The organism is Janthinobacterium sp. ROICE36, assembly GCF_002869965.1.
Lineage (GTDB): Bacteria > Pseudomonadota > Gammaproteobacteria > Burkholderiales > Burkholderiaceae_D > Janthinobacterium.
On record NZ_PEBS01000040.1, the window covers coordinates 38,606 to 54,291 of the forward strand.

10 protein-coding genes and 1 tRNA gene are annotated in these 15,686 nt (G+C 62.2%); 7 read left to right on the top strand and 4 right to left on the bottom strand.

Going from position 1 to position 15,686, the window contains the following annotated elements:
* The first annotated feature begins 4 nt into the window (after positions 1 to 4).
* On the top strand, positions 5 to 1,147 hold the full coding sequence (locus CSZ94_RS16850) for an esterase-like activity of phytase family protein (RefSeq protein ID WP_102122576.1): 1,143 nt from the start codon (positions 5 to 7) through the stop codon (positions 1,145 to 1,147).
* Here the strand turns inward: CSZ94_RS16850 and CSZ94_RS16855 are convergent.
* The 4 genes from CSZ94_RS16855 to CSZ94_RS16870 form a co-directional block, all read right to left on the bottom strand.
* Positions 1,116 to 3,275 carry a putative bifunctional diguanylate cyclase/phosphodiesterase gene (locus CSZ94_RS16855; RefSeq protein ID WP_102122562.1) on the bottom strand — a complete coding sequence of 720 codons (2,160 nt, stop codon included), beginning with the start codon at positions 3,273 to 3,275 and terminating at the stop codon, positions 1,116 to 1,118. The genes CSZ94_RS16850 and CSZ94_RS16855 overlap by 32 nt on opposite strands.
* Before the next feature lies 1 nt (position 3,276).
* A complete protein-coding gene (locus CSZ94_RS16860) occupies positions 3,277 to 6,138 on the bottom strand; it encodes a response regulator (RefSeq protein WP_102122563.1) in 2,862 nt (953 codons plus the stop codon).
* A 176-nt stretch (positions 6,139 to 6,314) separates the two neighbouring features.
* The gene (locus tag CSZ94_RS16865) at positions 6,315 to 6,515 is read right to left on the bottom strand and encodes a YbdD/YjiX family protein (protein WP_076570667.1); all 201 of its coding nucleotides are present in this window, start codon (positions 6,513 to 6,515) and stop codon (positions 6,315 to 6,317) included.
* Positions 6,515 to 8,575, bottom strand: a complete 2,061-nt coding sequence (locus CSZ94_RS16870) for a carbon starvation CstA family protein (RefSeq protein ID WP_102122564.1) — start codon at positions 8,573 to 8,575, stop codon at positions 6,515 to 6,517. The genes CSZ94_RS16865 and CSZ94_RS16870 overlap by 1 nt, the downstream gene beginning before the upstream one ends.
* A 245-nt stretch (positions 8,576 to 8,820) precedes the next feature.
* Between CSZ94_RS16870 and CSZ94_RS16875 the strand changes: the two genes are divergently transcribed.
* From CSZ94_RS16875 to CSZ94_RS16900, 6 genes are all read left to right on the top strand, one after another.
* Positions 8,821 to 10,191, top strand: a complete 1,371-nt coding sequence (locus tag CSZ94_RS16875; RefSeq protein ID WP_102122565.1) for a cache domain-containing protein — start codon at positions 8,821 to 8,823, stop codon at positions 10,189 to 10,191.
* 17 nt (positions 10,192 to 10,208) lie between these two features.
* The gene (locus tag CSZ94_RS16880; RefSeq protein ID WP_102122566.1) at positions 10,209 to 10,838 is read left to right on the top strand and encodes a response regulator transcription factor; all 630 of its coding nucleotides are present in this window, start codon (positions 10,209 to 10,211) and stop codon (positions 10,836 to 10,838) included.
* 264 nt (positions 10,839 to 11,102) lie between these two features.
* The gene (locus CSZ94_RS16885) at positions 11,103 to 12,227 is read left to right on the top strand and encodes an EAL and HDOD domain-containing protein (RefSeq protein WP_308410569.1); all 1,125 of its coding nucleotides are present in this window, start codon (positions 11,103 to 11,105) and stop codon (positions 12,225 to 12,227) included.
* Between the two features lies 1 nt (position 12,228).
* The gene (locus tag CSZ94_RS16890) at positions 12,229 to 14,274 is read left to right on the top strand and encodes a putative bifunctional diguanylate cyclase/phosphodiesterase (RefSeq protein ID WP_102122568.1); all 2,046 of its coding nucleotides are present in this window, start codon (positions 12,229 to 12,231) and stop codon (positions 14,272 to 14,274) included.
* A 119-nt stretch (positions 14,275 to 14,393) separates the two neighbouring features.
* Positions 14,394 to 14,483 (top strand) — tRNA-Ser (locus CSZ94_RS16895).
* Positions 14,484 to 14,498: 15 nt separating this feature from the next.
* Entirely contained in the window at positions 14,499 to 15,572 is a 1,074-nt protein-coding gene (locus CSZ94_RS16900) for a hypothetical protein (RefSeq protein WP_102122569.1), read from the top strand.
* Positions 15,573 to 15,686 lie beyond the last annotated feature (114 nt).

The window sequence follows — 15,686 nt, forward strand, 5'->3', positions numbered from 1 at the left end:
GATCATGCCTCCATTGTTGCACCGCGCGCGTAGCGTGCTTGCCCTGGCGTCCGCCGCCATCGCCCTCTCCGCCTGCGCCAGCTTCCCCCACGATGCGCCGATCACGGCCCTGCGCCTGATCGGCGAACAGCGCATCGCGCTCAGACACGCGTTCGAGGGCACCACGGTGGGCGGCCTGTCCGGCATCGATTACGATGCGGCCAACAAGAGCTGGGTGATGGAAAGCGATGACCGCTCGGAAATCAATCCGGCCCGCTTTTACCGCGCCGCGCTCCGCTACGACAGCAAGGCGTTTACGGGCGTGACCCTGAGCAGCGTGCATTTCTTCACGCAGCCCGACGGCAGCCGCTATCCGAACCTGGCACATGCCATGCTGGAGAATGGCGACCAGGTGCCCGACATCGAATCCATCCGCGTCGATCCGCAGGACGGCAGCCTGTGGTACGGCAGCGAAGGCAACCGCAAGGTGGGCTTGCACCCCTTCGTGCGCCACGCCGATAGCGGTGGCCATTACCTGGCCACCTTGCCCACGCCTGCCATGTTCAAGGTCTCGAAGGATGCAATCGGCTCGCGCAACAACTTGAGCTTCGAGGCACTGTCGTTCTCGTCGGATGGCAAGAGTTTGTGGCTGGGCATGGAAGCGGCCCTGTACCAGGATGGCCCGTTGGCCACGCCCGAGCGCGGCTCCGTGGTGCGCATCACGCGCCTGGACCGCGCGGGCACCGTGCTGCGCCAGTATGCCTATCCGATTGAGCCGGTGGCGTCGCGGCCCGCGCCGGGACGCGAAGCGGACAATGGCGTGTCGGAAATCCTCGCCGTGAATGAGCATCAGGTGCTGGTGGTGGAGCGGGCCGGCGTGGAACACGCCGACGGCGTGTATACGAATCACGTGCGCATCTACGAGATGGAAACGGATGGCGCCACCGATATCCAGTCCATCGCGGCTCTGGCGGGCGCGGCCTATGTGCCGGCGCGCAAGCGATTGCTGCTGGACCTGGAAAAGATCGGCCTTGAAAGAGTCGACAATATCGAAGGCATCAGCTGGGGACCGCGCCTGGAAAATGGCCGCCGTAGCCTGGTGATGATTTCCGACGACAATTTCAACGCGCAGCAAGTCACGCAAATCCTTGCCTTTGAAGTGCTCTAGTTTCCAGGCTGGCCAGCTGGTCGGCCTGCCTGACCAGCATGGCCGTGATCGTGTCGTGCGGCGACGGGTGGCCCAGGAAATAGCCTTGCGCCATGTCGCAGCCATATTCTTCCAGCATCAGCAACTGCTCGTCCGTCTCCACGCCCTCGGCCACCACCACCATCTTCAAGCCATGCGCCATGGCGATGATGGCGCGCGTGATGGCCGCGTTTTCCATATCCTGAGGCAAGCCGGCGATAAAACTCTTGTCGATTTTTAAGGCCCGCACGTCGAAGCGTTTTAAATAATTCATCGACGAGTAGCCCGTGCCGAAGTCGTCGATCGACAGGTAGACGCCGATGCCGCGCAATTGCTCCAGGGTCACCATGGTGGCGCGCGCATCGTCCATCAACGTTCCTTCCGTCAATTCCAGTTCCAGCAGGCGCGCATCGAGGCCCGTGTCGGCCAGGGCCGAGAGCACGATTTGCATCAGGTTTTCATCCTTGAATTGCTTGGCCGACAGGTTCACGGCCATGCGGATGGCGCGCCCGCCATCGCTTTGCCAGGCCTTGGCCTGGTTGCAGGCCGTGCGCAGCACCCATTCGCCGATGGGCACGATCAGCCCCGTCTCTTCGGCCAGGGGGATGAATTCCGTGGGCGAAATGATGCCCCGCTCGGGATGGCGCCAGCGCACCAGCGCTTCCACGCCGACGATCTGCGTGCTGGGCACATCGATCTGCGGCTGGTACAGCAAGTACAGCTCGTTGTTTTGCAAGGCCTTGCGCAGCCCCACTTCCATTTTCACGTGGCTCATGATTTCCATCGTCAGCGATGAGCTGTAGAGCTTGGCGTTGTTCTTGCCGCAGTTCTTCGCGTGGTACATGGCCGTGTCCGCATATTTCAACAGCGAATTACAGTCCTCGCCATCTTCCGGATACAGCGAAATGCCGATGCTGGCCGTGACGAAAATCTCGTGCCCCTCGATCATGAAGGGCCGCCGCATGGCTTCCTTGACGCGTTGCGCCACGTTGAGCGCATCTTCCACCCGCTCCAGGTCGGGAATCAAAATCGTGAATTCGTCGCCGCCCAGGCGCGCCAGGTTGCTGGCGCCGGAACTGGCCTCAAACTCGTGTTCGGCGCGCAGCACCAGGTCGCTGGGGCGGATGGTTTCGCGCAGGCGCCCGGACACTACCTTGAGCAAATGGTCGCCCACGTCGTGGCCCAGGGTATCGTTGATGCGCTTGAAGGCATCGAGGTCCATGAACAGCACGGCGAATTTCTTGTCGTGCTCTTTGGAACGTAGCAGTTCGCGTTCCAGCGTTTCCAGGAAGGCTTGCCGGTTGGGGATGCCCGTCAGGCTGTCGCAGTAGGCGAGGCGGCGGATCTGTTCTTCCGTGCGCTTGCGCTCGCTGATGTCGCGCACCAGGCCCAGCACCTCGTCGGCCCCCGTCGCCACCAGGCGCGCTTCGAAATGGCGCGTGCTGTTTTCATGCGTGAGCGTGTAGTCGACCGAGCCGATGTGCTGCGTGGCCAGCACGGCGTGCGCCTGGTCCAGCAGGCGCGCGGCGATTTCGGGCGGCAGCACGTCGCCGATATGGCTGCCCACGCAGTCGCTGATGGAAAAGCCCGCGCTGGCGTCGTGCCGCTGTTCATAGTCGAGATAAATGCCCTCGCGGTTCAAGCGAAAGAAGGTGTCAGGGATGGCGGCCAGCACGGCGCGGTTGTGCGCGTCGGCGATGCGCAGGCGGGCGATGGCATCGCTGGCGCGCAACACGTACAGCGCGCGATGGCCCAGGATGGGCCAGTTGATGGGCTTGGAAATGAAATCCGTGGCGCCCACTTCGTAGGCACGCGTGACCGCTTCCAGCTCGTCGTCGCCCGTGACCATGATGATGGGCACGCTGCCGCCCACTTCCTGGCGGCGGATTTCGCGGCATACGGCAAAGCCGTCCAGGGCCGGCATGTCGACGTCGAGCATGACCAGGTCCGGCCCGCTGTGCTTGTAGCAGGCCAGCGCCTGCACGCCGTCCTCGGCCTCGATCACGTCCAGGCCCACCTGCGTGAGCATTTGCCGCATCAGCAATCGCATCATGGGATCGTCGTCGGCGACCAGCACCAGGCCGCGTGGGGGAGGCAGGGGCGCTGTCATGTCAGTGTTCCTTCACGAGGATGGCGCTCAGCGATTCGCGTACGGCCAGGAAGGCTTGCTGCATCTGCTGCAGCAGGATAGCGGCGCCCTCGGTACTGCCGGCGCGGCCCAGTTTTTCCATCTCCTTGCATAGCTGCGCCAGGCCATCGGCGCCCACGTTGGCGCTGCCGGACTTGAGGCTGTGGGCCGCCTTGCGCAGCGCTTCCGCATCCGCGCCGGCAATCGCTGCGCGCATGGCGGTCAATTGGCGCGGTGTCTCGCTGGTAAACGCGTGGATGACCCGTTCGAGCAGCGCATCGCCATCGGCGCGCGACAGGGCGCGGATGTTTTCCAGCGCCTGCCGGTTCAGCGGCTGGCCCGTGGACGCGGTGGCGGACGCCGGCTGCTGCGCCTCGGGTGGCGCCTCCTGCGGTGTTTGCGGTTCCGGCGCGTCGCTGTGGTGCACAGTGGCCGCGCGCGGCAGGGTGATCCAGCGCGCGATCGTGTGGCCCAGTTCCTGCTGCGTGAACGGTTTGCTCAGGTAATCGTCCATGCCGGCCGCCAGGCATGCTTCGCGGTCGCCCTGCAGCGCATTGGCCGTGATGGCAACGATGGGCAGCACGCGCGCGTGGCCGCACTGCTGTTCATGGCGGCGGATTTCCGCCGTGGCGGCAAAGCCATCCATCACGGGCATCTGGCAATCCATCAGGATCAGATCGAAATCCTCGGCCTGCGCCGCTTGCAAGGCTTCTTCGCCGTTGCCCGCGCACACCACGTCCAGGCCCAGGCTGTCGAGCATGGCCAGCGCTACTTCCACGTTGACGCGATTGTCCTCGGCCAGCAGCACGCGGCGGCGCTGGCGCCGGCCCACCTGCCGCGCCGCGTATGGCGGATGGATGCGCATGCCCTCGCTGGCGCGCGGCGGCGTGACGATGCAGTCGAACAGGTCGCATTCGCGCGCCGGCTTGATCAGCTGAAAGGCCACGCCCGCCTCGCGCCGCTGCACGGGGTCGGCGGCCGCCTGCTCCGTGCTCAGCAGCAGAAGCTTGAGGTCGGCCAGCAGCGGGTCGCTCTTGATGGTGGCGGCCAGGACCAGGCCGCTGGTGCGCGGCAATTCCATGTCGAGCAGGGCCACGGCATACGGCGTGCCCGCCTGCGCCGCTGAACGCAGCTTGCCCAGGCAGTCGCTGGCCGTGCCGGCGCTGTCGCTGACGATGTGCCAGCTGGCCAGCTGCCGTTCCAGCACGGCGCGCGTGGCGGGTGTGTGGTCGACGATCAAGGCGCGTAACCCTCGCGTGGTTTTCAGGTTGAAGGACGGGTCGTCGCTGTCGACGCGCCGCTTATCGAAATTTACTTCGAACCAGAAGATCGATCCTTGCGTTAAAGCATTATCAACGCCGATAGTGCCGCCCATCAGTTCCACCAGCTGTTTCGAGATCGTCAGTCCCAGGCCCGTGCCACCATGCTTGCGCGTGGTCGAGCCGTCCGCCTGCGAGAACGATTCGAAGATGCGCGTCTGCGCCTCGCTCGATACGCCGATGCCCGTGTCGTGCACCTCGAAGCGCAAGCCCACGCTGGGCGCATCTTCGCTGCACACGGCCACTTTCACGGTGACCTTGCCCGTTTCCGTGAACTTGATGGCATTGCCCAGCAGATTGACGATGATCTGGCGCAAACGGTTCGGGTCGCCGCAGATGGCGATGGGAATGTCAAACGCGATAGCGAATTCCAGACTGATATTCTTCGCTTCCGCCTGCGGCGCGAACACGTGTTCTATGTCGTCGAGCAATTCGCGGAAATTGAAGCGGATGTATTCCACGCTCAGCTTGCCCGCTTCGATCTTGGAAAAGTCGAGGATGTCGTTGATGATCACCAGCAAGTTCTGTCCCGAGCGCTGCACCATGCTCGTGTAGTGGCGCTGCTGCGGGCTCAAAGGGCTGGCCAGCAGCAGTTCCGTCATGCCCAGCACGCCATTCATGGGCGTGCGGATTTCATGGCTCATGGTGGCGAGGAAGGCGCTCTTCGCCTGGCTGGCCGCCTCGGCCGCGTCCTTGGCCTTTTCCAGCTGCGCCGTGCGCACGCCCACCTGGCGTTCGAGCTGGTCGCGGTAATCGGCCAGGGTGCTGTCGCGGCTGTCGATCTGCGCCAGCATGTCGTTGAAACTGTCGATCAGCATGCCCAGCTCGTCGCTGCGCTGGTGCGCGATGCGGTGGCTGTAGGTCTGGCTGCTCGACACTTTTTGCGCTGTATCAATCAGCTTGGTGATCGGCTCGGCAATCACGCTCTTGAAGCGCCGCGCGAGGAATACGGCCACCAGGAAGGACAGCATGGTGGCGCCGCCGATGGCGCCGACGTGGCGGCCGATATCGCGCCACATGTGGTTCAGGTCCGCTTCGATCAGCACGGCGCCGATGAGCTGTTGCGCCTCGCCTGGCCGGTAGACGGGACGGTACAAACGCATGGCCGGCGCCAGGGTCGTGCCCGCGCCCTGCGTGACGGGCTGCACGGCCATGTCGGCCAGCAAAGCCGGGTCCATGTCTTCCGGCGTAGCCAATCCCTCGGCGCGCTGCGGCGCGCGGTACAGGGCGAACAGGCGCCCGCCCCGGTCGAACAGGGCCGCCTGGGTGATCTCGTCGCGCGCCGCCAGCGCCGCCAGCACCTGCTCCGCCTGCGCCTGGGCAGGCTTGCCCGCCAGCAAAGGCACCGCACTGGCCGCACCGATCACGCCCGCCAGCGACAGCAATTGCTTGCCTTCATCGTTTTTGTGGCTGAGCACGGACGTCAGCGCAAACGCCACGAACACCAGCAGCAGCGCGCAGCCCGACGACAGCACCGAAATCATGGTCAGCTTCTGGCTGATGCTGGAGCGTTGGAAATTGAACATGGTTGCGGCGCTTCCCCGGTCGGCCCATTGTTTGTTTTTTAATGCCTATTGGAAAAATATAGACGCGAAGACACACCCAGATATTGATGTGGGTCTAAGGGGAGCGAGGGGAGGGGAACTTACTGAAGATGAAACAACGAGGGGTGGGGTCAGTCCCGAAGGGGCTGACCCCACTATTAACAACAGCCGCCGCGTTTACCAGCTCCGCCGTAACGGGCTTCCTGGCGTTCGCGGAAGAACTCTTCATACGTCATCATCGGCTCGCCGGGATGGGTCACTTCCCGGTGCGCCACATAGGTGTCGTACTCGGGCAAGCCGCACATCAGCCGCATGCTTTGTCCCAGATACCGTCCAGCCTTGATGATTTCGTCTAGCATCATTGCACCGTGGGCATGGCCTGGAACGGCGTTTCCCTGGTGCTAGGCTGGCTGTCGGCGCGCGCCTTCATGACGGTGCGGATGCCGAAGAACAGCACGCTGATCACGACGATGACGAAGAAGGCGGCCAGGCCGGCATCGAGGTAATCGTTGAAGATGATCTGCTGCATCTGCGCCACCGACTTGGCCGGCGCCAGCAAGCTGCCTTCATCGAGCGCCACCGAGTATTTCTTGGCATGCGCGAGGAAGCCGACGCGCGGGTTGGCGTCGAAAATCTTTTGCCAGCCCGCCGTCAGGGTGCACAGCAGCAGCCAGATGGTCGGCGTGATCGTGACCCACGCGTATTGTCCCTTTTTCATCTTGAACAGCACGCAAGTGCCGAGGATCAGGGCAATCGCCGCCAGCATCTGGTTGGCGATGCCGAACAGCGGCCACAGGGTGTTGATGCCGCCCAAGGGATCGACCACGCCCTGGTACAGGAAGTAACCCCAGGCTGCCACGCACAGGCCCGTGGCCAGCAGGTTGGCGATGACGTTTTCCGTCTGCTTCAGGCTAGGCACGAAGCTGCCCAGCAAGTCTTGCAGCATGAAGCGGCCCGCACGCGTACCCGCATCCACGGCTGTCAGGATGAACAGCGCTTCGAACAGGATGGCAAAGTGGTACCAGAAGGCCATCATGACCTTGCCGCCGATGGCGCCCGAGAGAATCTGCGCCATGCCGACTGCCAGGGTCGGTGCGCCGCCGGCGCGCGAGATGATGCTGTGCTCGCCAACATCCTTGGCCGTTTGCGTCAGCATTTCCGGCGTCACGTAGAAACCCCATTGCGAAATCGCCTGTGCGGCGGACTCGGCCGTGGTGCCGATCAGGGCGGCCGGGCTGTTCATGGCGAAATAGATGCCCGGCTCGATGGTCGAGGCGGCCACCAGGGCCATGATGGCAACGAACGATTCCATCAGCATGGCGCCATAGCCGATGAAGCGGGCGTGGCTTTCGTTTTCAATCATCTTCGGCGTGGTGCCCGAAGAAATCAGCGCGTGGAAGCCGGAAACGGCGCCGCAGGCGATGGTGATGAAGAGGAAGGGGAAGAGATTGCCCGACCAGACGGGGCCGGAGCCATCGATGAACTTGGTCATGGCCGGCATTTTCAGGTACGGCGCGACGACGATGATGCCGATGGCCAGGCCCAGGATCGTGCCGATTTTCAGGAAAGTGGACAGATAGTCGCGTGGCGCCAGCAGCAGCCATACGGGCAGCACGGAGGCGATGAAGCCGTAGCCGATCAGCATCCAGGTCAGTTCCGTGCCCGTGAAGGTGAAGATCGGGCCCAGCACGGCCGATTCCTGCACGTACTGGCCGCCGATGATGGCCAGCATCAGCAGCACGAAGCCGATGATGGAAATCTCGCCGATGCGGCCCACGCGGATGAAGCGCGAGTACACGCCCATGAACAGGGCGATGGGAATCGTCGCCATCACGGTGAAGCTGCCCCATGGGGAACCGGTCAGCGCCTTGACGACGATCAAGGCCAGCACGGCCAGGATGATGACCATGATCATGAAGCAGCCCAGCAAGGCGATCATGCCGGGAATTTCGCCCAGTTCAGCTTTGATCAGGTCGCCCAGCGAGCGGCCGTCGCGGCGCATGGAAATGAACAGCACGATGAAATCCTGCACGGCGCCGGCAAACACCACGCCCGCCAAAATCCACAGCATGCCGGGCAAATAGCCCATCTGCGCGGCCAGCACGGGACCGACCAGGGGGCCGGCGCCGGCAATCGCCGCGAAATGGTGGCCGAACAGCACATATTTATTCGTCGGCACGTGGTCGAGGCCATCGTTGTGCTTGAAGGCGGGCGTCATGCGGCGAGGATCCAGGCCCAGCACCTTGTCGGCGATGAACAGGCTGTAGAAACGGTAGGCGATCAGGTAGACGCAGACGGCGGCGATGACGATCCAGATCGCGCTGATCGGTTCGCCACGTTGCAGGGCGACGACGCCCAGGGACCCGGCGCCGGCCAGCGCAAGCGCTGCCCAGCCGAGTTGTTTGAAAATGCGGTTCATGCTTCCTCCAGAGATTGACGGGCGCTGTGCCGTGCGATGATGTGTGCTGCGGGTCCTGGTCGTCGCCAGTTTGATGTTACTTTTGGTGTATTTGCAGCTTATGGCGAGTATTCAGGAATCGTATAATTGCCGCAAGCGCAAGACTACGCAGTAACGCTCAGTATTACTACGCAGGGCGATCGCGGCGCCGCGACGTAAAATCACGCATTCCCACCAGCATCGACGTCGCCGGAGCGCGCAAGGCCATGAAACTCAGACAGAAAGTCATCTTCCTGGCCATCACGCCGCTCATACTCGCCCTGTGCGCCATCGCATTTGCCGTGCGGCACCAAGCGAACACCCTGGCCGAGCAGCAGCGCGCCACCATCCAACAGGCGTATCTGGCCAGCAAGGAAGCCGAACTCAAGCATTACGTGACCCTGGCCAGCCATTCCATCGCCTCGCTGTATGGTTCGGGGCGCAAGGATGCCGCCACGCAAGAGGACGCCAAGCGCATCCTGTCTGCCCTCAGCTATGGCGACGATGGCTATTTCTTTATCTATGATTTGCAGGGCAAGTCGCTGATGCATCCGCGCCAGCCTGAATTGGTGGGGCAAAACCTGTGGGAGTTGCGCGACGCGGACGGCAATCTGACCATCCAGCGCCTGATGCAGCGGGCGAAGAGCGGCGGCGGCTTCGAGCGCTACAACTGGATCAAGCCGTCGACGAACAAGTCCGCGCCCAAGCTCGGCTATGTGATATTGATGCCGGAATGGGGCTGGATGATGGGCACCGGCATCTACATGGATGACGTGGACCAGGCGCTGGCCAAGGTGGACGCCCAGCAGTCGCGCAATATCCGCTCGACCATGGAGTTGATCGCCGCCATCGCCATCCTCGGCTCCCTGCTGGTGGCCGCCAGCGGCCTGGTGCTGAACTTGCGCGAATTGCGCGTGGCCGATGCCAAGCTGAAAGTGCTGGCGCAGCGGGTGGTCGAATCGCAGGAGGAGGAGCGGGCGCGGCTGTCGCGTGACTTGCATGACGGCATCAGCCAGTGGCTGGTGTCGATCAAATTGCAGATCGAGGCGGGCATCGCGCGCCTGGCCGGCAATGCCGAGCAGAAAGACAAGGCGCCCGCCACGTTCGAACGGGCCGCCGAGCAGCTGAACAAGGTACTGGGCGAGGTGCGGCGCATTTCGCACAACCTGCGCCCGGCCATCCTCGACGACCTGGGCCTGGCCGCCGCGCTCGACCACCTGGTGCACGAATTCAATGACAGCAGCAGCGCGCAAGCCAGTTTCACGGCCAGTCCGGCGGCGGCGGGCGAGGGCTTGCCCGACATGGTAAATACCGTGCTGTTCCGCATCGCCCAGGAAGCGCTGACCAATTGCGAGCGCCATGCCCACGCCAGCAGCGTGGAAGTGAGCCTGCACGAGGCGGGCAAGGCGGTGGAGTTGCGCATCGGCGACAATGGCGGCGGCTTCGACTTCGATGGCATCGCCCTGCATCCGCAGCGCGGCATCGGCCTGCGCAACATGACGGAACGCATGGAAGCCATCGGCGGCAGCCTGCACATCACATCGTCTCCGGCCGGCACCCTAGTGCTGGCGCGGCTCGCCCTTCCACCGACACATTAATTCAAAGATACCGAGACATGACCGAGAAGATCAACATCCTGCTGGTGGACGACCATCCCCTGGTGCGCGACGGCTTGCGCGCGCGCCTGGAGGAGGTGGCGCATTTCGACGTGGTGGCCGAGGCGGGCGGTGCAGACGAGGCGCTGGCCCAGGCGCGCCTTCACCAGGTGGACCTCGTGTTGATGGATATCAATATGCGCGGCATCAACGGCATCGAAGCGACGGCGCTGTTCAAGCAGGCGTTTCCGCAGATTGCCGTGCTGATCCTGTCCATGCACGACAAGCTCGAATATGTGTCGCAAGCCATCGCCGCCGGTGCGCGCGGCTATGTGCTCAAAGATGCCCCAGGGAAAGACATCGTCTTCGCCATCGAGACGGTGATGTCCGGCGGCATTTATTACAGCGCAGCCCTGGCGCGGCAATTGTCACGCCCGCAAGTGCACGATTCCTTCCTCACCACGCGCGAGCAGCAAGTGCTGCAGCACATCGCGGCGGGCCAGTCGAACAAGCAGATTGCCCGCGACCTGGACCTGAGCGTGCGCACGGTGGAGACGCACCGCCTGAACATCAAGCGCAAACTGGGCATCGAAGGGCAGGCCGAATTGATCAAATATGCGGTCGAGCATGCGCATGGCGGCGGCGCCTGAACGGCACTGGCGTCACGGCGGGTTTTTACAAACCCGCATGACAGGCGGGTCTCCCGGGGGAATGTTCTTTTTGAACATTTATTGCCAAAATTAAACTGTTTCACGGGTGAGATTCGGATAGAATGATTCTCACTGTCGAGGGCATCCCTGTCGGGCCAGGGTTGCCAATGCTGGTCAGTTTATTTACTATGGCGCCCTACCCACACTGAGATACCGATGTCAGCGTCTGAATCAAACCTGTTTCCGTTGGTGGGATTACAAGCAGTGGCCAATGCTCATAACGAGTGGGTCGCTGTCACCTTGCATGTACCGCAGGCCTCGACGGCGCCGCTGCTGGCGGCGCTGGCAGCCGCCGATGCGTATGCCTTCCTGGCGCCGCTCGACTGCATTATTCCCCTGGCCGACCCGCATGGCGTGGACGATGCCGTGCTGGCGCAACTGGCGCCGCAACGCACCATTTTCCGTTTGCCGGCCCAGTTTGCCGGCGACAAGCAGATTCAGAAAAAATGTCAGCAATGGCGCGACGCCGGCTATCGCATCCTTCTCGATGGCGCCGATGCCGGTGCCGTGGTGGCGGCGCAGGTCGACGCGCGCGCGCTGAGTTTTGACGCGGCGGGCGCACGCCCGGCCCTGCATCAGCTGCTGCCCTTGCCTGGGCCGCACCTGGCCTACAACATCGGTGACGCCGAGCAGTTTGCTGCTTCGCAAGCGCTGGGCGTAAGCTGGTTTTCCGGCGATTACGCCCTGCACCATGCGCGCCAGCAAAGCGAGCCGGAAGACGCCACCTCGCGCCGGCGTCTGCTGGGCCTGCTGGGCCTGCTGGCCCGCGATGCCGACGCGCACGAGCTGGAAGTGCCGCTCAAGCAAGACCCATCGCTCAGCTATCATTTATTGAAACTGGTCAACTCAGCCTCCTTCGGTTTCACGGCGCCGATTATCAGCTTCAGCCAGGCCATCACCCTGCTGGGCCGGCGCCAGCTGCAGCGCTGGCTGCAACTGCTGCTGTATGCGCGCCAGCAAGACGATGGCAAGATCCACGCGCTGCTGCCGCTGGCGGCCGTGCGCGCGGCGCAGATGGAAGCGCTGTGCCAGCTGCGCGGCGGCGACCGCGATGCGCAAGACCTGGCCTTCATGGCGGGCGTGTTTTCGCTGCTCGACGTCCTGTTGGGCATGCCCATGCCGGACATCATCGCCACCCTGAACCTGGCGCCCGAAGTGAGCGACGCCTTGCTGGAGCGCAATGGCGAGCTGGGTACCTTGCTGGCGCTGGTCGAAAGCGCCACGCCGCCGCCCGAAGGCTTGCGCCTTGCCGGCATCGATGGAGAAACCTATTGGCGCAGCCTGCTACAGGCCTACCAATGGGCCATCCAGGTCAGCCGGAACCTGTAGCATGACCTTGCTGCCGGTGTCGGATTACCTTGGTGACAGCGCCGCCCTGTGCGATGCCGTCGTGCGTTTGCGTGGCCCCGCGCTGGTGGCCGAACTGGGCCGCATCGCCAGTGTCGTGATGGCCAGCCCGCATGGCCAGTTCCTGCCTGCGGCCAGCATGGACGCCGCTGCAGCGTCCGCGCTGTTTGCGCGCGATACGCCCGCCTTGCTGCAGGAAATCAGTTTCGACGGCCATTGCTTCGGCCATTTCAGCGTGGCTGGACGCAGCCTGTACAGCGACGTCGACCGGCGCCACCTGGCCAGCCTGGCCTTGCTGACGGCCGGTGTGCTGCAGGTGCATTCGCTGGCGCAACGTTCCACGCATGCCTACGCACAAGTCGAAGCCTTGCTGGCGCAGCAGACGCAAATCCTCGACCAGTTGCATGAATCCGTGCTGACGATGGACTTGACCGGCTACATCACCAGCTGGAACAAGGGCGCCGAGCGCCTGTTCGGCTATACCTCGGTGGAAGCCGTGGGGCGCAACATCCTGTTCCTGTACGACGATGAAGACACGGGTTTCCACGACGCCTTCCTGGAGCAGGGCGGACGGCTGATGGAAGTGCGCCGCCGAAAGAAGTCAGGCGAAATCTTCTGGGCCAGCCTGTCCTTGTCGCCGCTGCAGGACATGGACGACAAGCCCATCGGACTCATCGCCTACCTGACGGACATCACGGAACGCAAGCTGGCCGAAGAGCGCCTGCACCACCTGGCGTATTACGACCCGCTGACCAGCCTGCCCAACCGCACCTTGCTGGCCAAGCTGGTCGACCAGGCCCTTTCCGTGGCGCAGCGCAGCAAGATGCTCGGCTGCGTGCTGTTTATCGACCTGAACCGTTTTAAGCTGATCAACGACACCCTGGGCCGGCGCATCGGCGACGAATTGCTGCGCCAGGTCTCGCTGCGTTTCCGCAAGGTATTGCGCGACCAGGACCTGGTGGCGCGCCTGGGCGGCGACGAGTTCGCCGTTGGTTTGTTCGACATCGGCCAGCATTTCGAGGCCAGCATGGTGGCGCAAAAGCTGCTCGCTTCCCTGGTACAACCGTTTCTGATCGAAGGCCACGACTTGCGCGTGGGCGCCAGCATCGGCATCAGCGTCTACCCGCAGGATGGGCAGGATGCGGAAACCCTGCTGCGCCTGGCCGACATCGCCATGTACCGCGCCAAGCAGGACAGCGGCGGCGAAGCGGAAAGCGTGGCCTTTTACAGTCAGGACATGAATCTGGGCATGCAGGCACGCATGCGCCTGGAAACAGGCTTGCGCCAGGCATTGTCGGAACAGCAATTGTTGCTGCACTACCAGCCGAAATACGCCTTGGGCAGCGGCCGCATCATCGGCGCCGAAGCCCTGGTGCGCTGGCTCCACCCGCAGCACGGCATGATCCCACCCGCCGAGTTTATTCCCCTGGCCGAATCGACGGGCCTGGTGGTGCAGGTGGGCGAATGGGTGCTGGAAGCGGCTTGCGCCCAGGCGCAGGCGTGGAAACTGGCCGGCCTGCCTCCCATCCGTCTGGCTGTCAACGTTTCCGCGCGCGAATTCACCTCGGCCCTGCCCACCAGGGTGGCCACTACTCTGGCCCGCTACGGCCTCGATGCAGCCTGGCTGGAGCTGGAAATCACGGAAAGCACCCTGATGCACAACATCGAGCGCGTGATCGGCATCATGGACCGCATCACGGCGCTGGGCGTAGCCCTGTCACTGGACGACTTCGGCACCGGTTACTCAAGCTTGTCCTACCTCAAGCGTTTCCCCATCAACACGCTCAAGATCGACCGCTCGTTCACCACCGGCATCCCGACAGACGCCAGCGACTGCGCCATCGCCAGTACCATCATCAGCATTGCCCAGCAGCTGCACCATAAAGTGATCGCGGAAGGCGTAGAAACGGCGGAGCAGCTGGCCTTCCTGAAGAGTTCTGGCTGCGACGAAGTGCAAGGCTATCTGTTCTCGCGCCCGCTGCCGGCGGTGGAGTTTGAAAGAGCGTTGCGGCAAAACTGGGGCCTGTAGGGCTTCTACCTTGGCGTCTGCGCAGGTAGAGCCCACGGCCCTTGCCGCTGGGAAAAATTGGACCACGACAGTACTAGCCATTGGTAAGCCACTGACCTTTATGTATAATGCTGCCATCAGGAAGCGTGGCCGAGTGGTTGAAGGCACTAGTCTTGAAAACTAGCGACGGGTTACACTGTTCGTGAGTTCGAATCTCACCGCTTCCGCCAGAATTGCATAAGTAGTTGATTTCCCTTATCTTACTGTTTCTAAAAGCGTTTTTGGAGACAGGTGTGACAAAACAGTGTGACAAAGATAAGGAAAACGCCTTGCCAAAGTACCTCTATCGTCGTGAGGACGGACGTAGTGTGAACTACTATGTTCGTCTTACCGCACCTACCTCCATCCAGCCTTTCCTTAATAAAAAAGACCATTCCTTTCGCTGCTCGACCGGCACTGCCGACTTGCGCCGCGCAAAAGTGATTGGCGCGGAAATTGTTGCCAAGAAGCGTCGCGAGTGGCATGACCTCCATGAAATGGCGGTAAAGCCAGAAGTGTTGGTGTCGACCCCGCTTACGAAGTCACTCATTCAGCAAATATGTGGTGCTCGTCTAAACTCATGGCTCCATACTGACAACAAAGAGCGATACGGCGATGCCGGGCTTGACGATGAACTTCTTCGTGAAATCGAGACATTCTGCAAGCATACCGATGCCGGCATGCGCAGTATTTTGGCCCAAGGGCGCTCCTCGTCGCGATGGGCTGATATTGTTGAGGCGGTCGATGACTGGAGCCTCACCTTGGGTTATAAACTCGAACAAACAGACCCTCTGTTCCCGGACCTGATTCGTGCTTTTGCACAATCGGAGAAGAGTGCCCATGAGTTTATTGCTGCGCGCAACAATGGCGAGCAACCGGCTGAACAGAGCATGGCCCCCCAAGCTGGTACGTGCCTGTCTGCCATGAATGACGAATTCATCGCTTACAAATCGAAATTGGTGGGACCCAAACCACTCAGTATGGCAATCTCGATTTGGAACAAGTTCATTGACTTCAAAGGTGATGTCCTTCTTGATGAAGTAACGTCGAATGACGTGTATAAGTTCTTTGAATACAAATTGTTTAGCGCCCCCGAAAAATGGTCACAAAAATATGTTGACGGCCATGTAAAAAGGGCACTGAGCCAAATGTTCTCGCTTGCTCGTACCAAGGCGTTGATGAAGGGCGACAACCCTGTCGGTAAGGTTGAGTTGATGCCGAAGTTGGCCGAGGCAGAGCGTAAGAAAAGAGAAAATCCACGTTTCCCGGGGGTGTACTGAATTCTGTGTAAACGGTTTTTCGTTTAAGTCTGCGGTACCCGGTCTTCAAACTGGATGGCGAAGCGGTTCAGTGCCGCTTTCCAGTCCCGTATTGGCATCGTCCACTTCTTGCTA

Coding starts and splice junctions, on each gene's coding strand:
- CSZ94_RS16860 (WP_102122563.1), bottom strand. CDS start 6,138: ATGTTCAATTTCCAACGCTCCAGCATCAGCCAGAAGCTGACCATGATT.
- CSZ94_RS16855 (WP_102122562.1), bottom strand. CDS start 3,275: ATGACAGCGCCCCTGCCTCCCCCACGCGGCCTGGTGCTGGTCGCCGAC.
- CSZ94_RS16880 (WP_102122566.1), top strand. CDS start 10,209: ATGACCGAGAAGATCAACATCCTGCTGGTGGACGACCATCCCCTGGTG.
- CSZ94_RS16850 (WP_102122576.1), top strand. CDS start 5: ATGCCTCCATTGTTGCACCGCGCGCGTAGCGTGCTTGCCCTGGCGTCC.
- CSZ94_RS16870 (WP_102122564.1), bottom strand. CDS start 8,575: ATGAACCGCATTTTCAAACAACTCGGCTGGGCAGCGCTTGCGCTGGCC.
- CSZ94_RS16865 (WP_076570667.1), bottom strand. CDS start 6,515: ATGCTAGACGAAATCATCAAGGCTGGACGGTATCTGGGACAAAGCATG.
- CSZ94_RS16890 (WP_102122568.1), top strand. CDS start 12,229: ATGACCTTGCTGCCGGTGTCGGATTACCTTGGTGACAGCGCCGCCCTG.
- CSZ94_RS16875 (WP_102122565.1), top strand. CDS start 8,821: ATGAAACTCAGACAGAAAGTCATCTTCCTGGCCATCACGCCGCTCATA.